This is a genomic window from Vibrio sp. 10N.261.55.F4, from assembly GCF_041470465.1.
In the GTDB taxonomy this organism is placed as follows: Bacteria; Pseudomonadota; Gammaproteobacteria; order Enterobacterales; family Vibrionaceae; genus Vibrio; species Vibrio crassostreae_C.
In genome coordinates, this window is sequence record NZ_JBFRMM010000004.1 from 120,615 (window position 1) to 138,261 (window position 17,647).

Genomic DNA, 17,647 nt, shown 5'->3' on the forward strand with positions numbered 1-17,647 from the left:
GTGGAATCTTCAGCACTTGTTACAAGCCTTACTATTTTGTCTTCCAGCTTATGGCTGCCTTTATCATTTGCAGAAGAAGTACCACTGACTCAAGAACAAGTACAGCCGGCTCAACGCGTGGTCAGCCTTGCTCCTCATGCCACTGAACTCGCGTACAGCGCAGGTTTAGGTAACAACCTTGTCGCCGTAAGTGAACGAAGTGATTACCCACCACAAGCCGATAAGCTTGAAAAAGTGGCAAACTATCAAGGCATCAAGGTTGAGAAGATCATCGCACTTCAGCCTGATTTGATTCTTGCGTGGCCAGCGGGAAACCCGCCCAGAGAGCTCGCGAAACTAGAGCAATTTGGTTTTAATATTTACTACTCCAAGACCAAAAGCCTAGACAGTATCGCAACCAATATTGAACAACTGAGCGAATACGCTAGCGATCCAAGCATTGGCGAAAATAACGCTCAGCAATACAGAGAGCAGCTCAACGCGTTGAGACTAGAATACAAAGATGCCGAGCCAGTAAACTACTTCTACCAGCTCAGTGAAAAGCCGATCATCACTGTTGCTCAAGGACACTGGCCAAGTGAGGTGTTTGAGTTTTGTGGTGGCCGCAATATTTTTGAAGACAGCGCCTCGCCATATCCGCAAGTTGGTATTGAACAAGTTGTATTAAGAAAACCGCAAGTGATTTTCACTTCTCAGCACGCGATTGAGAATGGAACCATGTGGCAAACATGGGAAGATGAAGTCCCAGCAGTCGCTCAAAATCAGATTTGGTCCCTCAATTCAGACTGGATTAATCGCCCGACAACGAGAACTTTGAAAGCGATCCAACAAGTGTGCGATTTCTTCGATAGAGCTAGGCAAAATCACTAACTATTTGCTGCGTTTTTTCGTACAATTCGCCACCGACCTGTCCCTACAATTTTAACTATAAGAGCACCAGTATCATGGACTCCATGCTGCTTTATATTATCGATTTATTTGGCACTGCCATCTTTGCCGTCTCAGGCGTATTTGTCGCTGGCCGTCTTAAGATGGATCCCTTTGGCGTCGCCGTTCTAGGCAGTGTAACCGCGATTGGCGGCGGCACAATTCGTGACATGGCATTGGGTGCAACTCCCGTGTTTTGGATCACCGATACCACCTACCTTTGGGTCATCATCATCACCTGTTTGCTGACCATGATTATTGTAAGACGCCCGAAACGTCTGGCTTGGTGGATATTGCCGGTATGTGATGCGATTGGCCTAGCGGTGTTTGTTGGCATTGGTGTAGAAAAAGCACTTATCTATCAAGATTCAGCACTAGTGGCGATCATCATGGGTGTCATCACCGGCTGCGGTGGCGGTATTATCCGCGACGTACTTGCCCGTGAAGTGCCTATGATTCTAAGAAGTGAAGTCTACGCGACCGCTTGTATCATTGGTGGTACTTTCCATACCATGGCGATCAGCATGGGGCACGATTCAGAAACTGCATTTCTGGCCGGCGTGTTCTCAACACTATTGATAAGGCTTGGCGCTATTCGTTGGCATTTATCATTGCCGACCTTCGCCATCAAATAAGCTAACGTTACAAAGTGAAAGGCTCCGTAAAGGAGCCTTTCTTAATTTGAGCTCCCCAACACAATTATTATGCTCTCGCGCTACACGTGCGAGCATAGCTAAAAATACCTAACTTGGTTCAAAGCTTTAGTTTCAAGACTAGAGAATGAATGTTGTTTGAGGTAAGTTGAAAAAATCATTCCCAAATTTCATGAATATAACCCAATGCTACTCGAAGGAATCGAAACTCTACTGGTATTGAGTAAAGCAAAGACCATGAGCCGCACAGGCAGTTTGCTTTATATCAGCCAATCAGCGGTCAGCAAACGGATTGCGAATTTAGAAAAGAAGCTAGGTAAAAAGATCATTGAACCGAGTGGCCGACAGATAAAACTCACGCCAGATGCGATAGCATTAATAGAGAGTATTGGCCCGACATTCAATGAACTTCGCGGGCTTATTTATGAACAGCAAGAGTTGGAAGATACTACTCTCATCACCCTAGACAGCTCTAAGTCTCTGATAGCCGGTTATTTAGGTGAGATGATGGGCCAGTTCATCCAGCAAGATAAGTACATCACCATTACCACCAACCACACGCCGAGAATCATAGAGCGAGTGCAATCTGGTAAGGCGACCTTGGGGTTGTGTGCTGGCTTACTGCCACCGCATCATGGGTTGATGACCTTCCATCTATTTGATGAGCCGTTTTACATAGTGAGTAAGTCACCGCTAACGGAGCTTCCTCCAATGGTCATCACTAACGACATGACCAACCCTGCCAATTCTTATCAACTTTCTGTATTAGAGAAGTTTGGTATCAAACCCTTGATGGAGATGGATGCCTACACCGCAGCGGCTCAACTTGCATTGGGCGGGACTGGGCCAGCGTTAATACCGCTCTCTATCGTAAAAACACTCAATATTGAGCCTCAATATCTGTATAGCTTCACCGAATTAGCAGGCTTGATTCGGCCGATTCATATCTGTGTCAGACCAAATAGTTACCAGTCTCCACGAGTTAAAACACTGATAGAATCCATTGTTGATGCTGTTCCCAAAGCAGTTTAGACGCCATTAGCATCGACATCACGATCACAAAGGGGCGAATCCATTTCTGCCCTTTTGTCACCACCACTTTAGCGCCAAGCTGAGCGCCCATAAATCCACCGACCGCCATCACTAATCCCAACTCCCAAATAGGCAAACCAGCCAAAATAAAGAAAATTAAGGCAGCGATATTCGAGGTAAAGTTAAGTACTTTAGTACGCGCCGTAGCATCGACTAACGAGAAGTGACCAATAGCAACAAAGCAGACGGTGAAGATAGAACCTGTTCCTGGGCCAAAAAAGCCATCATAGAAACCCACGCCGCCACCAATACACAGAGCAAACATGGCCTCAGAGATCTTCTGTTTTCCTTCAGACGCTCTAGTTTGGGGTGCCAACAGGAAATAGAGAGAGATAGCGATAAGCAGCAGTGGGATAACACTGGTCAGTAGGCTCGCATCAATGTGCTGGACTAACTCAGCGCCAATTGCAGAGCCAATAAAGGTACAAAAGATAGCAAGGCGCATCTCTTTGATGCTGACGATACCGTTGCGCACGAAATACCAACTCGCAGAGAAGCTGCCAAATGAGCTTTGGAGTTTGTTAGTTGCCAATGCCTGCGTCGGTGGAACTCCAGCCGCTAGCAATGCAGGTAGAGTCAGTAACCCACCGCCGCCAGCCATTGCATCAATAAAGCCTGCTGCCGTTGCAACAACAAACAAGATAGCCAATATTTCTAGAGTGATTTCCATATACCCAACGCCTTAAAGTCCTGTGTAGCGACAAGTTACCACTCACGGCAGGAGAGCAATAACGAAACACAAGATTCTAACCTATTCCAAATATTCATCATTAAGTTACTGCGGAATAACAGACATAAAAAAGCCCACTCCGAAGAGTGGGCTTTGAGCATTTATATCCGCATATCAGCGATACACTTTAGGCGATTAAGCTTGAGAAGCTTTAACCTGAGCGTGTAGCTCTTGAACTGAAGTTACTGACGTTTTCGCGTCTGCAGTGTGCGCCATACAAGTCGCGAATGCAGCATTTAGCGTAGTCGTGTAGTTAACTTTCTCAGCAAGTGCACCACGACGAAGAACTTTAGAATCTTCAATCGCTTGACGGCCAGCTGCAGTGTTCACGATGTACGTATACTCGTTGTTCTTGATACGGTCAAGAATGTGAGGACGACCTTCGTGTACCTTGTTTACTAGACGTGGGTTGATGCCCGCTTCGCCAAGGATAACCGCAGTACCGTGAGTTGCGTCTAGCTGGTAACCAAGCTTAGATAGTTTAGATGCTAGGTCAACAACACGCTCTTTGTCGCCTTCGCGAACAGAAAGAAGTGCACGACCGCCTTCTGGGTAGATGTTACCACAACCCAATTCAGCTTTAGAGTATGCTTCTGCGAACGTCGCACCAACACCCATAACTTCACCAGTAGAGCGCATTTCTGGGCCTAACAGTGGGTCAACACCAGGGAACTTGTTGAATGGAAGTACAACTTCTTTCACTGAGTAGTAAGGTGGGATGATTTCTTTCGTAAAGCCTTGAGACTCTAGAGATTGACCCGCCATTACACGAGCGGCAATCTTAGCGATTGGCGCACCAGTTGCTTTAGATACGAATGGAACCGTACGTGCTGCACGAGGGTTAACCTCGATTAGGTACACTTCATTGTTCTTAACAGCAAACTGCGTGTTCATCAGACCACGAACACCCAACTCGAACGCTAGCTTTTCAACTTGCTCGCGCATTACGTCTTGGATTTCTTGGCTTAGCGTGTATGCAGGAAGAGAACATGCTGAGTCACCAGAGTGAACACCCGCTTGCTCGATGTGCTCCATAATACCGCCGATTACAACGCGCTCACCGTCACAAATCGCATCTACGTCTACTTCAACAGCGTCATCTAGGAAGCTATCAAGTAGTACTGGAGATTCGTTTGATACGCTAACTGCTTCGTTGAAGTAGCGACGTAGGTCTTGCTCGTCGTATACGATTTCCATCGCACGACCACCAAGTACGTAAGAAGGACGTACAACAAGTGGGAAGCCGATTTCACGAGATTTCTCTACCGCTTGCTCCATTGTTGTTACTGTCGCGTTTTCTGGTTGAAGTAGGCCTAGACGGTCTACAGCAACTTGGAAACGCTCACGGTCTTCTGCACGGTCGATTGCGTCTGGGCTAGTACCGATGATTGGTACGCCAGCAGCTTCAAGAGCACGTGCCAGTTTAAGTGGCGTTTGACCACCGTACTGAACGATAACGCCTTTTGGCTTCTCAACACGAGCGATTGCTAGTACGTCTTCCAGAGTTACTGGTTCGAAGTACAGACGGTCAGACGTATCGTAGTCTGTAGAAACTGTCTCAGGGTTACAGTTAACCATGATAGTTTCGTAGCCATCTTCACGTAGCGCTAGTGATGCGTGTACACAACAGTAGTCAAATTCAATGCCTTGGCCGATACGGTTTGGACCGCCGCCTAGAATCATGATTTTTTCTTTGTCTGTTGGGTTTGCTTCACACTCGTCATCGTAAGATGAGTACATGTAAGCCGTATCTGAAGAGAACTCAGCTGCACACGTATCTACACGCTTGTATACCGGGTGGATATCGTATTGGTCACGTAGACGACGGATTTCGCTTTCCGCTACACCTAGAATCTTAGATAGGCGCGCATCAGCAAAACCTTTACGCTTAAGCTTGTTTAGCTCGTCTTTATTTAGACCAGCAAAGCCTTTCGCTTTAAGTTCTTGCTCTAGCTTAACGATGTCTTCGATTTGAACTAGGAACCAACGGTCGATTTGCGTTAGGTTGAATACACCATCTACCGACATACCAGCACGGAATGCGTCAGCGATGTACCAAATACGCTCTGCGCCAGCTTCTTTAAGTTCGTGACGGATAGTCGTTAGAGCATCTGGTGCGTCTAGGTCTACCATTTCGTCAAAACCAGTCGCGCCAACTTCTAGGCCGCGAAGTGCTTTTTGTAGAGATTCTTGTTGGTTACGGCCGATAGCCATAACTTCACCAACCGACTTCATTTGCGTCGTTAGGCGGTCGTTAGCACCTGCAAACTTCTCGAAGTTAAAACGAGGAATCTTAGTTACTACGTAGTCGATTGTTGGTTCGAATGATGCTGGAGTTGCGCCGCCAGTGATGTCATTCATTAGCTCGTCTAGCGTGAAACCAACAGCCAGTTTCGCTGCAATCTTAGCGATTGGGAAACCTGTTGCTTTAGATGCTAGTGCAGAAGAGCGAGATACACGTGGGTTCATTTCGATGATAACCATACGGCCATCTTTCGGGTTGATACCAAACTGTACGTTTGAACCACCTGTTTCAACACCAATCTCACGCAGTACTGCTAGAGATGCGTTACGCATTAGTTGGTATTCTTTATCTGTCAGCGTTTGAGCTGGAGCCACAGTGATTGAGTCACCTGTGTGAATACCCATTGGGTCGAAGTTTTCAATCGCACATACGATGATGCAGTTGTCGTTTTTGTCACGAACCACTTCCATCTCGTACTCTTTCCAACCGATAAGTGATTCATCGATAAGAAGTTCATTAGTTGGAGATAGATCCAAACCACGACGACAGATTTCTTCAAATTCTTCTTTGTTGTAAGCGATACCGCCACCAGTACCACCCATCGTGAACGATGGACGAATGATACAAGGGAAGCCAACCATGTCTAAAACTTTGTAAGCTTCTTCCATCGTTTTCGCTGTATCAGCAGTTGGACACTCAAGGCCAATTGCTTTCATTGCTTTATCGAAGCGTGAACGGTCTTCTGCTTTATCGATAGCGTCAGCCGTTGCACCAATCATTTCAACACCGAACTCTTCAAGAACGCCGTGCTTTTCTAGGTCTAGAGCACAGTTCAATGCAGTTTGGCCACCCATAGTAGGTAGAACTGCATCAGGCTTCTCTTTAGCGATGATGTTACGCACAACTTCCCATTGGATAGGCTCGATGTAAGTTGCATCTGCCATATCTGGGTCAGTCATGATTGTCGCTGGGTTCGAGTTCACAAGAATAACTCGGTAACCTTCTTCGCGAAGCGCTTTACAAGCTTGAGCACCAGAGTAATCGAACTCACATGCTTGGCCGATAACGATCGGGCCAGCACCTAGAATAAGAATACTTTTAATGTCAGTACGTTTTGGCATTGTCTACTACTCCGAATTACGCTGTGTGCTGTTTGATTAGTTCAATAAAGTGGTCGAATAACGGCGCTGCGTCTTCTGGACCTGGGCTCGCTTCAGGGTGACCTTGGAAGCTGAATGCTGGTTTGTCTGTACGGTGAATACCTTGTAGAGAACCATCAAATAGTGATTTGTGCGTTGCACGTAGTGTCTCTGGAAGGGTTTCTTCGTCAGCAGCAAAGCCGTGGTTTTGCGAAGTAATCATCACAACATCACGATCTAAATCTTTAACCGGGTGGTTTGCACCGTGGTGACCAAACTTCATCTTCACTGTCTTAGCGCCTGACGCAAGAGCAAGAATCTGGTGACCTAGACAGATACCGAAGATTGGTAAGCCTTTTTCTAGGAACACTTTTGTCGCTTCAATTGCGTAAGTACATGGTTCTGGGTCACCAGGGCCGTTTGAAAGGAAAACACCGTCTGGGTTCAGAGCAAGTACTTCTTCAGCTGAAGTCTCAGCAGGAACAACCGTTAGGCGGCAGCCGCGGTCAACAAGCATTCGTAGGATGTTTCGTTTTGCACCGAAGTCATAAGCAACAACGTGGTATGGCAATTCTGAGTCTGCTTTCGCTTCAGGAAGTCCACCCGTAAGCGTCCACGAACCTTGTTTCCATTGATACGCTTCTTTTGTTGTAACTTCTTTCGCAAGGTCCATACCTTTCAGGCCAGGGAATTCTTTTGCTTTAGCAAGAGCTAGAGCTTCGTCTAGGTTTCCATCGTTTACTGAAGAGCCAGCTACGATACAACCGTTCTGTGCGCCTTTTTCACGAAGAATACGCGTCAGCTTACGAGTATCGATATCAGCGATACCAACAACGTTTTGCGACTTAAGGTAATCAGAAAGGGATTGTTCATTACGGAAGTTAGAAGCGATTAGAGGGAGATCGCGAATCACAAGGCCTTGAGCGTGGATTGAAGAAGATTCTTCGTCTTCGGAATTGGTTCCGGTATTGCCAATGTGAGGGTAAGTAAGGGTAACGATTTGTTGAGAATAGGAAGGATCAGTGAGGATTTCTTGGTACCCCGTCATCGAGGTATTAAAAACGACTTCACCAACTGCAGAACCTACAGCGCCAATGGCTTCACCGTGAAATACTGTCCCATCTTCTAGGACGAGTAGTGCTGACTTCTTCAAGACAACCTCCAGAAATAAAAATGCATTAAAATTGATTTAATTTGCAAATCTACCTTCCTGCAACACCAAAAACTGCGTGTTTATGGAAATTAGACAAATTGGCGGTATTTTAGTGATCTGCGTGATACGTGTCAACATTTAACTCAAAAGAAATTAAACATTTGTAAGGACTAATTCAATTTACCCCCTCAAAGCTCCAAAAGTTCAACTTTCATACGCATTTAGCTCGAATATTACGATTTTCTAATTTTCACCCCTCATTTTAGCCAACCATAGAGTGATAAAAATATCAGCAACAAAACGCAATCGATAAATACCAAGAGAAAACATGACAATTTAAAGATCTAAAACAAAAAACATACTAAAGACCACATAAACAGCATAGAAATGGAGTCAAAAAGGCGATAAGAAGAAAGTAGAAGGAAGATCGGAGAAGTGAGATTACTAAGGAAAAGGCACCAAATAAAGAAAGCGCCGGCAATTGCCAGCGCATAAATATCTATTTATAGGTCATTCAAACCAAGCACATCCGTCATGGTATAAAAGCCTGCTGGTTTATCATTTAACCAAACCGCGGCCTTGATTGCGCCATTAGCAAAGGTCATTCGATCAGTGGCTTTATGGGTAATTTCCACTCGTTCACCGATATCAGCAAACATAGCGGTGTGTTCACCAATAATGTCACCGGCACGAATCGTCGCGAAACCAATCTCATCTTTAGTGCGCTCGCCAGTAATACCCTCGCGTGACCATACAGCTACATCGTTCAGCTCGTTGCCCATAGCACCCGCAATAGCTTCGCCCATACCAATCGCAGTACCTGACGGTGCATCGACTTTATGACGGTGATGAGCCTCAACGATCTCGACATCACAGTAATCGCCCATCACTTTAGCGGCCTTCTCTAGCAGCTTAAAGACCAGGTTCACACCAACGCTGTAGTTAGGTGCCATTACGATAGCCATCTCTTTTGAAGCAGCATCAATCACCTGCTTCTCTTCTTCAGAGAAGCCCGTTGTACCGATGATCAGTTTTTTACCGTGACGTTTACAAAGTTCAATATTCGCTAATGTGCTAACAGGGGCAGTAAAATCGACAATCACATCAAACTCTTCGATGGCTTTAGACAAATCATCGACTAAAGCAACATCAAAACGACCTTCACCGCATAACTCGCCGACATCTACGCCGACCAAAGATGACTCTGGACGCTCTGAACCAGCTCCAACACTTGCTTCTGAATTATGATGAGCGGCTTTCACCAAGTTGCGGCCCATGCGGCCCGCTGCTCCTGCAATTGCAATTCTTACCACTGCGAATATCTCCATTGTTTTGGTTACCGTTGCCACTTATCTCTTGCAGCAACGTTCAATCGATTAATCTCTTTAAACTAACAACAATCTCAAACTCAGGCTAGCAATTACGAAAACTCTTTTATTACTCGCTCTAAAATTGGCACATTTGCCTCTGGGAAGGCGTATTGATTCAATGATTCTAGGCTTACCCATTCACCTTGCTGACCTTCTTTACCATAAGGCTGCTCTTCAAAATCAGTCACGAGAATGAAATCGAACTTAAGTGACTTATCCGTGTAATCAAATTCAAGATGCTCAAACAGAGACTGCTCGGTCACCTTGATACCGACCTCTTCATCAAGCTCGCGAGTCATCGCTTGCTCAATAGTTTCGCCCTCTTCAACCTTGCCACCTGGAAATTCCCAGAAGCCACCTTTGTGCTTGTCATCTGGACGCTTAGTGATAAAGACCTGTGACTTATCTTGATTGAAGATAATACCCGCTACGATATGGATTCTTTTCATTGATGGTGTTCCTTAATAAAACGCTGAACTCACATAGTCCCTAAATACGTCATCCTCAAGAAAGAGGAACGACTGAGTTGGGGATCTAAAACTACGCGAGCCTAACTAAACAAGATTCCCTACTACGCTCGCTCCTCGCTATAGGGAATGACAACTTCCTTGCGTAACAAAGTAAGCCATGAAATTTACATACAAAAAGAGCCGCCTAAGCGACTCTTTATATTCTATTTGTTAGTTTTATGAAGCTAAGTTGTAGTGTATGAGAGCAAGGCGGTGGCACGGAGCTTACGACTGTAAGTGAGTACCACCAACGCAGCTATCATGCGCTACAGCAACGATTCATTAAACTTACGCGATTTTACCGTGACACTGCTTGTACTTCTTACCGCTACCACATGGGCATGGCTCGTTACGGCCAACTTTACGCTCGTCACGCACTACCGTTTGTGGAGATGCCGCTTCAGCTTCATCGTCAGCTAGCTGGTTTTCAGCTGTTGCATGTTGCGCTTGTGCACGACGCGCCGCTTCTTCAGCTTGAGCTTGACGTTGAGCTTCCATCTTTTCAACTTCTTCTTGTTGCTGAACGCGCACTTTAGAAAGGATGGTAACAACGTCTGTTTTCAGTACATCTAGTAGGCCTTCAAACAGTTCAAACGACTCGCGCTTGTACTCTTGTTTCGGGTTCTTCTGAGCATAACCACGTAAGTGGATACCTTGACGAAGGTGATCCATCGCAGCCAAGTGCTCTTTCCAAAGGCCGTCTAGCGTTTGTAGCATCACAGATTTCTCGAAGTTACGCAGTACTTGAGCACCAACCACTTCTTCTTTCTGTTTGTACGAATCAACCGCCATAGCAAGAATACGCTCACGCAATGCTTCTTCATAAAGCTTGTCGTCTTCGTCTAACCAACCTTGAATATCAAAGTCTAGATCGAAGTCATTCTTCAGACGATCTTGCAGACCCGCGATATCCCACATATCTTCAAGAGACTGAGGTGCGATGTATTCATCAATCACTGATGCCAATACATCTTCACGGTTGTGTTCGATCATCTCGCTGATATCGTCAGAGCTCATCAGTTCATCACGAAGCTCATAAACCACTTTACGTTGGTCATTGGCTACATCATCGTACTCAAGAAGCTGCTTACGAATATCGAAGTTACGACCTTCAACTTTACGTTGTGCTTTTTCAATTGAGCGAGAAAGCATCTTAGATTCGATCGCTTCGCCTTCGTCCATACCACTTTGGATAAGACCAGCCATACGATCCGATGTGAAGATACGTAGCAGAGAATCTTCCATTGATAGGTAGAAACGAGAAGAACCCGCATCACCTTGACGACCAGAACGACCACGTAGCTGGTTGTCGATACGGCGAGATTCATGACGCTCAGTACCAATGATGTGCAGACCACCTGACTCAAGCACTTTATCGTGGATTACTCTCCAGTCAGCTTTGATCTTCTCGATCTGCTCTTTGGTTGGATTCTCTAGCTTCTCAACTTGTGCCTGCCAGCTACCACCTAATACGATATCGGTACCACGACCAGCCATGTTAGTTGCGATAGTTACCGCACTCGGCATACCAGCTTGTGCAACGATCTCTGCTTCCATTTCGTGGAATTTAGCATTTAGAACGCTGTGCTTAATTTTTGCTTTTTTCAGTGCGTTAGACAGTAGTTCAGACTTCTCGATAGAAACCGTACCAACCAATGATGGCTGACCAGCAGCTACACGGTCTTTGATGTCTTCAATGATCGCATTGAATTTGTCTTCTTCGGTACGATAAACCACATCTGGCATATCGTTACGAACCATAGGCTTGTTGGTTGGGATAACCACTGTTTCTAGGCCGTAGATAGACTGAAATTCGAAAGCTTCTGTATCGGCTGTACCTGTCATACCTGACAGTTTTTCGTATAGACGGAAGAAGTTCTGGAATGTAATCGATGCTAGCGTCTGGTTTTCATTCTGAATCTTCACACCTTCTTTAGCTTCAACAGCTTGGTGTAAACCTTCAGACCAACGACGACCTGGCATAGTACGACCAGTATGTTCATCAACGATAACCACTTCGCCTTCTTCAGTAACGATGTAGTCGACGTCTTTCTCAAACAGTACGTGTGCACGCAGCGCTGCATTAACATGGTGCAATAGGCTGATATTAGTTGGAGAGTAAAGCGTGTCACCCTCTTCCATCAGGCCGTTTTTGACCATTAGCTCTTCTACAAATTCTTGACCGTTTTCAGTCAGGTGAACCTGTTTCGATTTCTCGTCCATGGTGTAGTGACCTTCACCACGGTACTCTTCAGAATCTTCTTTATCTTGGCGCTCAAGGTTAGGGATCAACGTGTTAATACGCGTGTAAAGATCTGAACTATCTTCAGCTGGGCCAGAGATAATAAGTGGAGTACGAGCTTCATCGATTAAGATTGAGTCAACCTCATCGACAACAGCAAAGAAGCGCTCACGTTGAACACGATCTTCAGCACGGAAAGCCATGTTGTCACGTAGGTAATCGAAGCCAAACTCGTTGTTTGTTCCGTATAGGATATCCGCTTGGTACGCTTCTTTCTTCTCTGGTGGAGCCATGTTTGGCACGTTTACGCCAACAGTCATACCAAGGAATTCAAATAATGGGCGGTTTGTTTCCGCATCACGCTTCGCTAGGTAGTCGTTCACCGTTACTACGTGAACACCTTTGCTAGGTAGGGCGTTAAGATAAGCTGGTAGGGTTGCTGTAAGAGTCTTACCTTCACCAGTACGCATTTCTGCAATTTGGCCAGCATTTAGAACCATGCCACCAATCATTTGCACGTCAAAGTGACGCATGCCGTAAACACGCTTAGACGCTTCACGTACCGTAGCAAATGCTTCAGGTAGAAGTTGGTCTAGCGATTCACCTTTATCTAAGCGCTCACGAAACTCAACCGTTTTTGCTTTTAGCTCTTCGTCTGAAAGAGCTTCAAACGTTGGTTCGTAGTTATTAATTTCTTTTACAATTTTTCTAAGGCGGCGCAGTGTTCTGTCATTGCGACTGCCAATTACCTTTGTCAGCAGCTTAGTAATCATGTGCTTGGAATCTCTTCGTTCTCAGATCGTCCGCGATCTATTTTAAATGCCGTCAGTGTCTCTACTAGCTATGAACTAGTCTTCAGTTACTAACCAAGGATACTGAGATAAATCTAGTATCTTTGATATTGTACTTGAGAGTAGAGTTTTCAAGGCTTGAGTTAAAATTAATGCCCTTTAGTGTAAGTAATTTTCACACCAACAACCATTTATAACCCCATTTGTTTGATGTGCTTGGAACTTTTCTTTCTAATTGCTGATGGATTAGCCAGACTGCAGCTCATTGGGAGACAACTTTCGGATGTTGACGACACTGTATCTGGAAAATAGATACAAAAAAACCAGGTCAATGACCTGGTTTTCGAAATCTTATATTGCTGTAAACAACAATTACGCTAGAACCATTCCTGGCTCAGCAAATGCAACAGGAGAGCCTACTTCTTCTTCGAATGTTGCCCATTCCCAAGCTTCTGCGTCAGCAAGTACTGCACGTAGTAGTTGGTTGTTTAGGCCGTGACCTGATTTGTATGCACGGAACTCACCAATAATAGCGTGTCCACACATGTACAAGTCACCAATCGCGTCTAGTACTTTATGAGTTACGAACTCATTGTCAAAACGTAGACCTTCTTCATTAAGAATTCGGTATTCGTCCAGTACGATAGCATTATCAAAGCTACCGCCAAGTACTAGGTTTTGAGATTGTAGATACTCAATGTCGCGCATGAAGCCGAAAGTACGAGCGCGAGAAATTTCTTTCACAAAACCTTGTGAAGAGAAATCAAACAACAAACGTTGCTCATCAGATTCAATAGCTGGGTGGTTAAAGTCGATCTCAAAGTCCATACGGAAGCCGTTAAATGGAACAAATTCTGCCCACTTATCGCCATCTTCAAAACGGATAGGCTTTTTGATACGAATAAAACGCTTCGCTGCATTCAGTGTTTCTACACCCGCTTGCTGTAGCAAGTATACGAATGGGCTTGCGCTACCATCCATAATTGGGATCTCAGGTGCATCTACTTCAACAATAATGTTGTCGATGCCCATACCCGCTAAAGCTGCGTTAAGGTGTTCCACTGTAGAGATACGTACGCCTTCGTCATTAACAAGAGCTGTACATAGCATAGTGTCACGAACTGACGCTGGATCAGCTGGGAAATCTACAGGTGGATTTACATCTGTACGACGATAAACAATACCTGTATTTGCAGCTGCCGGGCGAAGAGTAAGTGTGACTTTACGACCAGAGTGGAGACCCACACCAGTTGTTTTCACAATTTCTTTCAGAGTACGTTGTCTGATCATCTGCTTGCCTCGTTATCAGTGCTACAAATCACGGTCAGTATTTACCGACCGCGAATTTTACCATTAATTCGACGATAGTCAAATTTTGGGTATTTGTTAATCAGCCTGACGTCGTAAGAATGCTGGAATATCTAAGTATCCACTCTCTTTCTCAGCCTTAGGTGCTGCACTTTGGCTAGCGCCTGTACCTGAAGAAACAGGTGACGTTGTTGGCTGCGGCTTAACTTGAGGTTTAACCTCAGCTTTTTCTTGCAATGGTTGTGCCACTTTCTCTTCCACTTTTGGTGCAGTTTGAGCCGCTACCTGTGGTTGAGGAGTTGGTGCAACCTTAGCTTTACCACCAGCAACTAATGTAATGTCTGGTTTTTTCTCTGTGCCGATACCTGTTGCTACAACAGTTACACGGATTTCATCCGTCATATCAGGGTCTAGAGAAGTACCAATCACAACTGTTGCGTTATCAGATGCGAATGCCTTAACTGTATTACCTACTGTTTCGAATTCATCTAGACGCATATCTAGGCCTGCTGTGATGTTCACAAGAACGCCACGTGCGCCAGCTAGGTCGATGTCTTCTAGTAGTGGGCTAGAAATTGCCGTTTCAGCAGCTTCTTCAGCACGGTCTTCACCTTTTGCGATACCGCTACCCATCATTGCATGACCCATCTCAGACATTACGGTGCGAACATCCGCGAAATCGACGTTAATCATACCAGGGCGAGTAATTAGCTCAGCGATACCTTGTACAGCGTTTTTAAGTACATCATTGGCACTTGCGAAAGCTTCTAGCAGAGTTACGCCGCGGCCAAGTACTTTAAGTAGCTTCTCATTTGGAATCGTAATTAAAGAATCCACATGTTTAGAAAGCTCTTCAATACCTTGCTCAGCAAACGCTAAACGTTTTTTGCCTTCAAAGCTAAATGGCTTAGTTACAACAGCAACCGTTAGCACACCCAACTCTTTCGCAACTTCAGCAATAACTGGAGCAGCACCTGTACCAGTACCACCGCCCATACCAGCTGCGATAAATACCATATCGGCGCCAGTTAGAACTTCTTTAATTCTTTCTCGATCTTCGAGAGCTGCATCACGGCCTACTTGTGGGTTTGCACCAGCGCCCAAACCTTTAGTGATATCACCACCAATTTGGATCACGCTGCTCACGCTTGTTTTACGAAGTGCTTGTGCATCAGTGTTAACACTGATGAATTCTACGCCTTCGATTGATTCACGTACCATGTGCTCAACAGCGTTACCGCCACCGCCACCAACTCCAACGACTTTAATTACTGCATCGTCAGACATTTCCATCATCGGTTCAAACATGTGTTATCTCCGTTTTTTCCTGCAACTCAGGTTAAAACTCTTTTTGTATCCAATTACGCAATTTGCCAAATAAACCAGACATAGAAGGTGCTGAACGCTTAGGTTCGCTGTAATCACCTTCATCACTGATCTGACAATCTCTTGCGTAATGAAGTAAACCAACCGCCGTAGAATGATACGGCTCTTTAACATAGTCAGTTAAGCCACTAACTTCTAACGGCTTACCAACTCGAACTTGATTGCGGAAAACACGTTCCGCACACTCTACCAATCCGTCAATTTGTGCCGCTCCACCAGTGAGAACGACGCCAGCTGCAAGGTGGTGTTTAATACCTTCATCTCGTAGCTGTAATTGAACCGTATCAATAGTTTGGTTAACGAGACCCATAAGTTCAGTGTAACGTGGTTCAATCACTTCCGACAAAGTTTGTCGTTGCAAACTTCTCGATGGGCGACCACCAACACTTGGGACGTTAACAGAATCATCCTTGCTTACGAGTTCACTCAGAGCGCAACCATGGTTTACTTTTATCTCTTCAGCATCGCTCACTGGCGTGCCGAAAGCGAAGGCAATATCACTGGTTACTGCATTTCCTGCGTAGGAAAAGACTTCTGTGTGTCGAAGTGCGCCGCCAGTCCAAATGGAAATATCCATTGTACCCGCACCGATATCGACAACACATACTCCAAGCTCTCTCTCGTCTTCAGTAATTACCGCATTGCTTGAGGCAAGTCCTGAAAACACGATTTGTTCTACTGTGAGACCACATCGTTCAACAGCTTTAATAATGTTTCTCGCCATGTCGCTATGGCAAGAAATTAGGTGAACACTGACTTCCATTCGAACACCAGATAAGCCAAGTGGGTTCTTAATCCCTTCTTGATAATCAATGGTAAATTCTTGTGGGATCACGTGCAGAATTCTCTGCTCATCACCTATTTTAATTGATTTCGCGGTATGGATCGCTCGATCCATATCGTCTTGAGACACCTCTTCATCAGAGATAGTGCCCATGCCTTTTTCAATTCGGCTTGCGATATGTTTACCCGATAGCGAGATAAATACATTGCTGATTTGGCATTCCGCCATCAACTCTGCTTGATCAATAGCTCGCTGAACCGACTTAACTACCGACTCTAGGTCGTTTACACCACCTTTATCCATACCTCTGGATGGGCTTTGCCCAGAACCAATGATATTGATTTGACCATCAGGCAATATTTCACCAACCAGAGCTGATATGGTCGCAGTGCCTATATCAAGACCAACGATTATGTTGTCATCTGCGGTCTTAGTCATCTGTGCTCTCTTCTAACTCTTGCTCTGGAAACCAGCCTACAGCGGCTCCCGTATCATACCTGAGGTCGATGTAGCTCACTTGATTCGCTTTACTACCAAGTTCGTTGTAAAGCGAAATGAAGCGTTCAACACGCTCATCTAAAGAATCTTTACCTAGTTCTAAACGGATACCGTTATCTAGGATTATTTGCCAAGCGCGACGCTCATTGAGAACGAGCGAGGTAACGGTTAACCCTAGATTGTTAATCAAAGGAGTTATTTGTCGCCACTTTTCTATCACTTTTTGGCTGGTGCCGTCTGGGCCGTAAAGCTTGACTCTATCGCCCTTCAAAAGACCGATATCACCATTAAACACCTGACCATTATCATTTAACAGCATGTTACCGTTCCAGATTGCTGCTGCATGATACTCAGTCAAAAATACTTTTATTGTGTCTGGCCACTGCTTACGAATGGACACCACTGAAACCCAAGGTAACGCTTCTAAACTGTCTTGCAACACACCGATGTCTTGCGACATGAACGTTCCAATATGCTCTAGCTCGCCAAAGGCATGTTGAACATCACCAGCAGTTACGTAAGTTAAGTCGCCTTGAAGTACTATTTTGGAGAGAGGCAATCGCTGATCGTCCCACATCCAAGTCAGTGTGGTATAGAAAAGAAATCCAATGAATAGCAGTACCATGACAAAAAAAGACCCGCCTACAGCGTGTTTCTTTAGCGATGGTAAACTGAATAGGTGGCGGTTTTCGCTAAAAGTACTTTCTACCAAAGCCCGCATTCCCTGTCGTTGGTTCGCAATTCTATTCCCTATCTTCGTAATAGAGGTAAAAGCACTTACTTTAACCTATGAATTATACTGAGCAAAATCAAACTATCA

13 protein-coding genes are annotated in these 17,647 nt (G+C 45.1%); 3 read left to right on the forward strand and 10 right to left on the reverse strand.

The window, feature by feature from the left end:
* From btuF to AB4249_RS04165, 3 genes are all read left to right on the forward strand, one after another.
* Complete coding sequence (btuF, locus tag AB4249_RS04155; RefSeq protein WP_372102357.1) at positions 1-870, forward strand: vitamin B12 ABC transporter substrate-binding protein BtuF; 870 nt, start codon at positions 1-3, stop codon at positions 868-870.
* 74 nt (positions 871-944) lie between these two features.
* Positions 945-1,562, forward strand: coding sequence for a TRIC cation channel family protein (locus tag AB4249_RS04160; protein ID WP_017062893.1), 618 nt, complete (start codon positions 945-947; stop codon positions 1,560-1,562).
* Between the two features lie 204 nt (positions 1,563-1,766).
* The gene (locus tag AB4249_RS04165) at positions 1,767-2,612 is read left to right on the forward strand and encodes a LysR family transcriptional regulator (protein WP_372057792.1); all 846 of its coding nucleotides are present in this window, start codon (positions 1,767-1,769) and stop codon (positions 2,610-2,612) included.
* On the opposite strand, the gene AB4249_RS04170 is transcribed toward AB4249_RS04165, so the two are convergent.
* The 10 genes from AB4249_RS04170 to AB4249_RS04215 form a co-directional block, all read right to left on the reverse strand.
* Entirely contained in the window at positions 2,563-3,342 is a 780-nt protein-coding gene (locus tag AB4249_RS04170; RefSeq protein ID WP_372102359.1) for a TSUP family transporter, read from the reverse strand. The genes AB4249_RS04165 and AB4249_RS04170 overlap by 50 nt on opposite strands.
* 195 nt (positions 3,343-3,537) lie before the next feature.
* Positions 3,538-6,768: a carbamoyl-phosphate synthase large subunit gene (carB, locus tag AB4249_RS04175; protein ID WP_017059294.1), complete on the reverse strand. Its 3,231-nt coding sequence runs from the start codon at positions 6,766-6,768 to the stop codon at positions 3,538-3,540.
* Positions 6,769-6,784: 16 nt separating this feature from the next.
* Positions 6,785-7,939, reverse strand: coding sequence for a glutamine-hydrolyzing carbamoyl-phosphate synthase small subunit (carA, locus tag AB4249_RS04180; protein ID WP_010434758.1), 1,155 nt, complete (start codon positions 7,937-7,939; stop codon positions 6,785-6,787).
* A gap of 503 nt (positions 7,940-8,442) precedes the next feature.
* Positions 8,443-9,267: a 4-hydroxy-tetrahydrodipicolinate reductase gene (gene dapB, locus AB4249_RS04185; RefSeq protein ID WP_020628676.1), complete on the reverse strand. Its 825-nt coding sequence runs from the start codon at positions 9,265-9,267 to the stop codon at positions 8,443-8,445.
* A gap of 92 nt (positions 9,268-9,359) precedes the next feature.
* Positions 9,360-9,758: an 8-oxo-dGTP diphosphatase MutT gene (gene mutT / locus AB4249_RS04190; RefSeq protein WP_017062897.1), complete on the reverse strand. Its 399-nt coding sequence runs from the start codon at positions 9,756-9,758 to the stop codon at positions 9,360-9,362.
* 348 nt (positions 9,759-10,106) lie between these two features.
* Complete coding sequence (secA, locus tag AB4249_RS04195) at positions 10,107-12,833, reverse strand: preprotein translocase subunit SecA (RefSeq protein WP_017066234.1); 2,727 nt, start codon at positions 12,831-12,833, stop codon at positions 10,107-10,109.
* Positions 12,834-13,223: 390 nt separating this feature from the next.
* Positions 13,224-14,141 carry a UDP-3-O-acyl-N-acetylglucosamine deacetylase gene (gene lpxC, locus AB4249_RS04200; protein WP_010434751.1) on the reverse strand — a complete coding sequence of 306 codons (918 nt, stop codon included), beginning with the start codon at positions 14,139-14,141 and terminating at the stop codon, positions 13,224-13,226.
* A 96-nt stretch (positions 14,142-14,237) separates the two neighbouring features.
* Positions 14,238-15,467 carry a cell division protein FtsZ gene (gene ftsZ / locus AB4249_RS04205; RefSeq protein ID WP_372102361.1) on the reverse strand — a complete coding sequence of 410 codons (1,230 nt, stop codon included), beginning with the start codon at positions 15,465-15,467 and terminating at the stop codon, positions 14,238-14,240.
* A gap of 31 nt (positions 15,468-15,498) precedes the next feature.
* Entirely contained in the window at positions 15,499-16,767 is a 1,269-nt protein-coding gene (ftsA, locus tag AB4249_RS04210; RefSeq protein ID WP_010434747.1) for a cell division protein FtsA, read from the reverse strand.
* A complete protein-coding gene (locus AB4249_RS04215; protein WP_004729846.1) occupies positions 16,760-17,452 on the reverse strand; it encodes a cell division protein FtsQ/DivIB in 693 nt (230 codons plus the stop codon). Before AB4249_RS04215 ends, ftsA begins: the two co-directional genes overlap by 8 nt.
* Between the last annotated feature and the right edge of the window lie 195 nt (positions 17,453-17,647).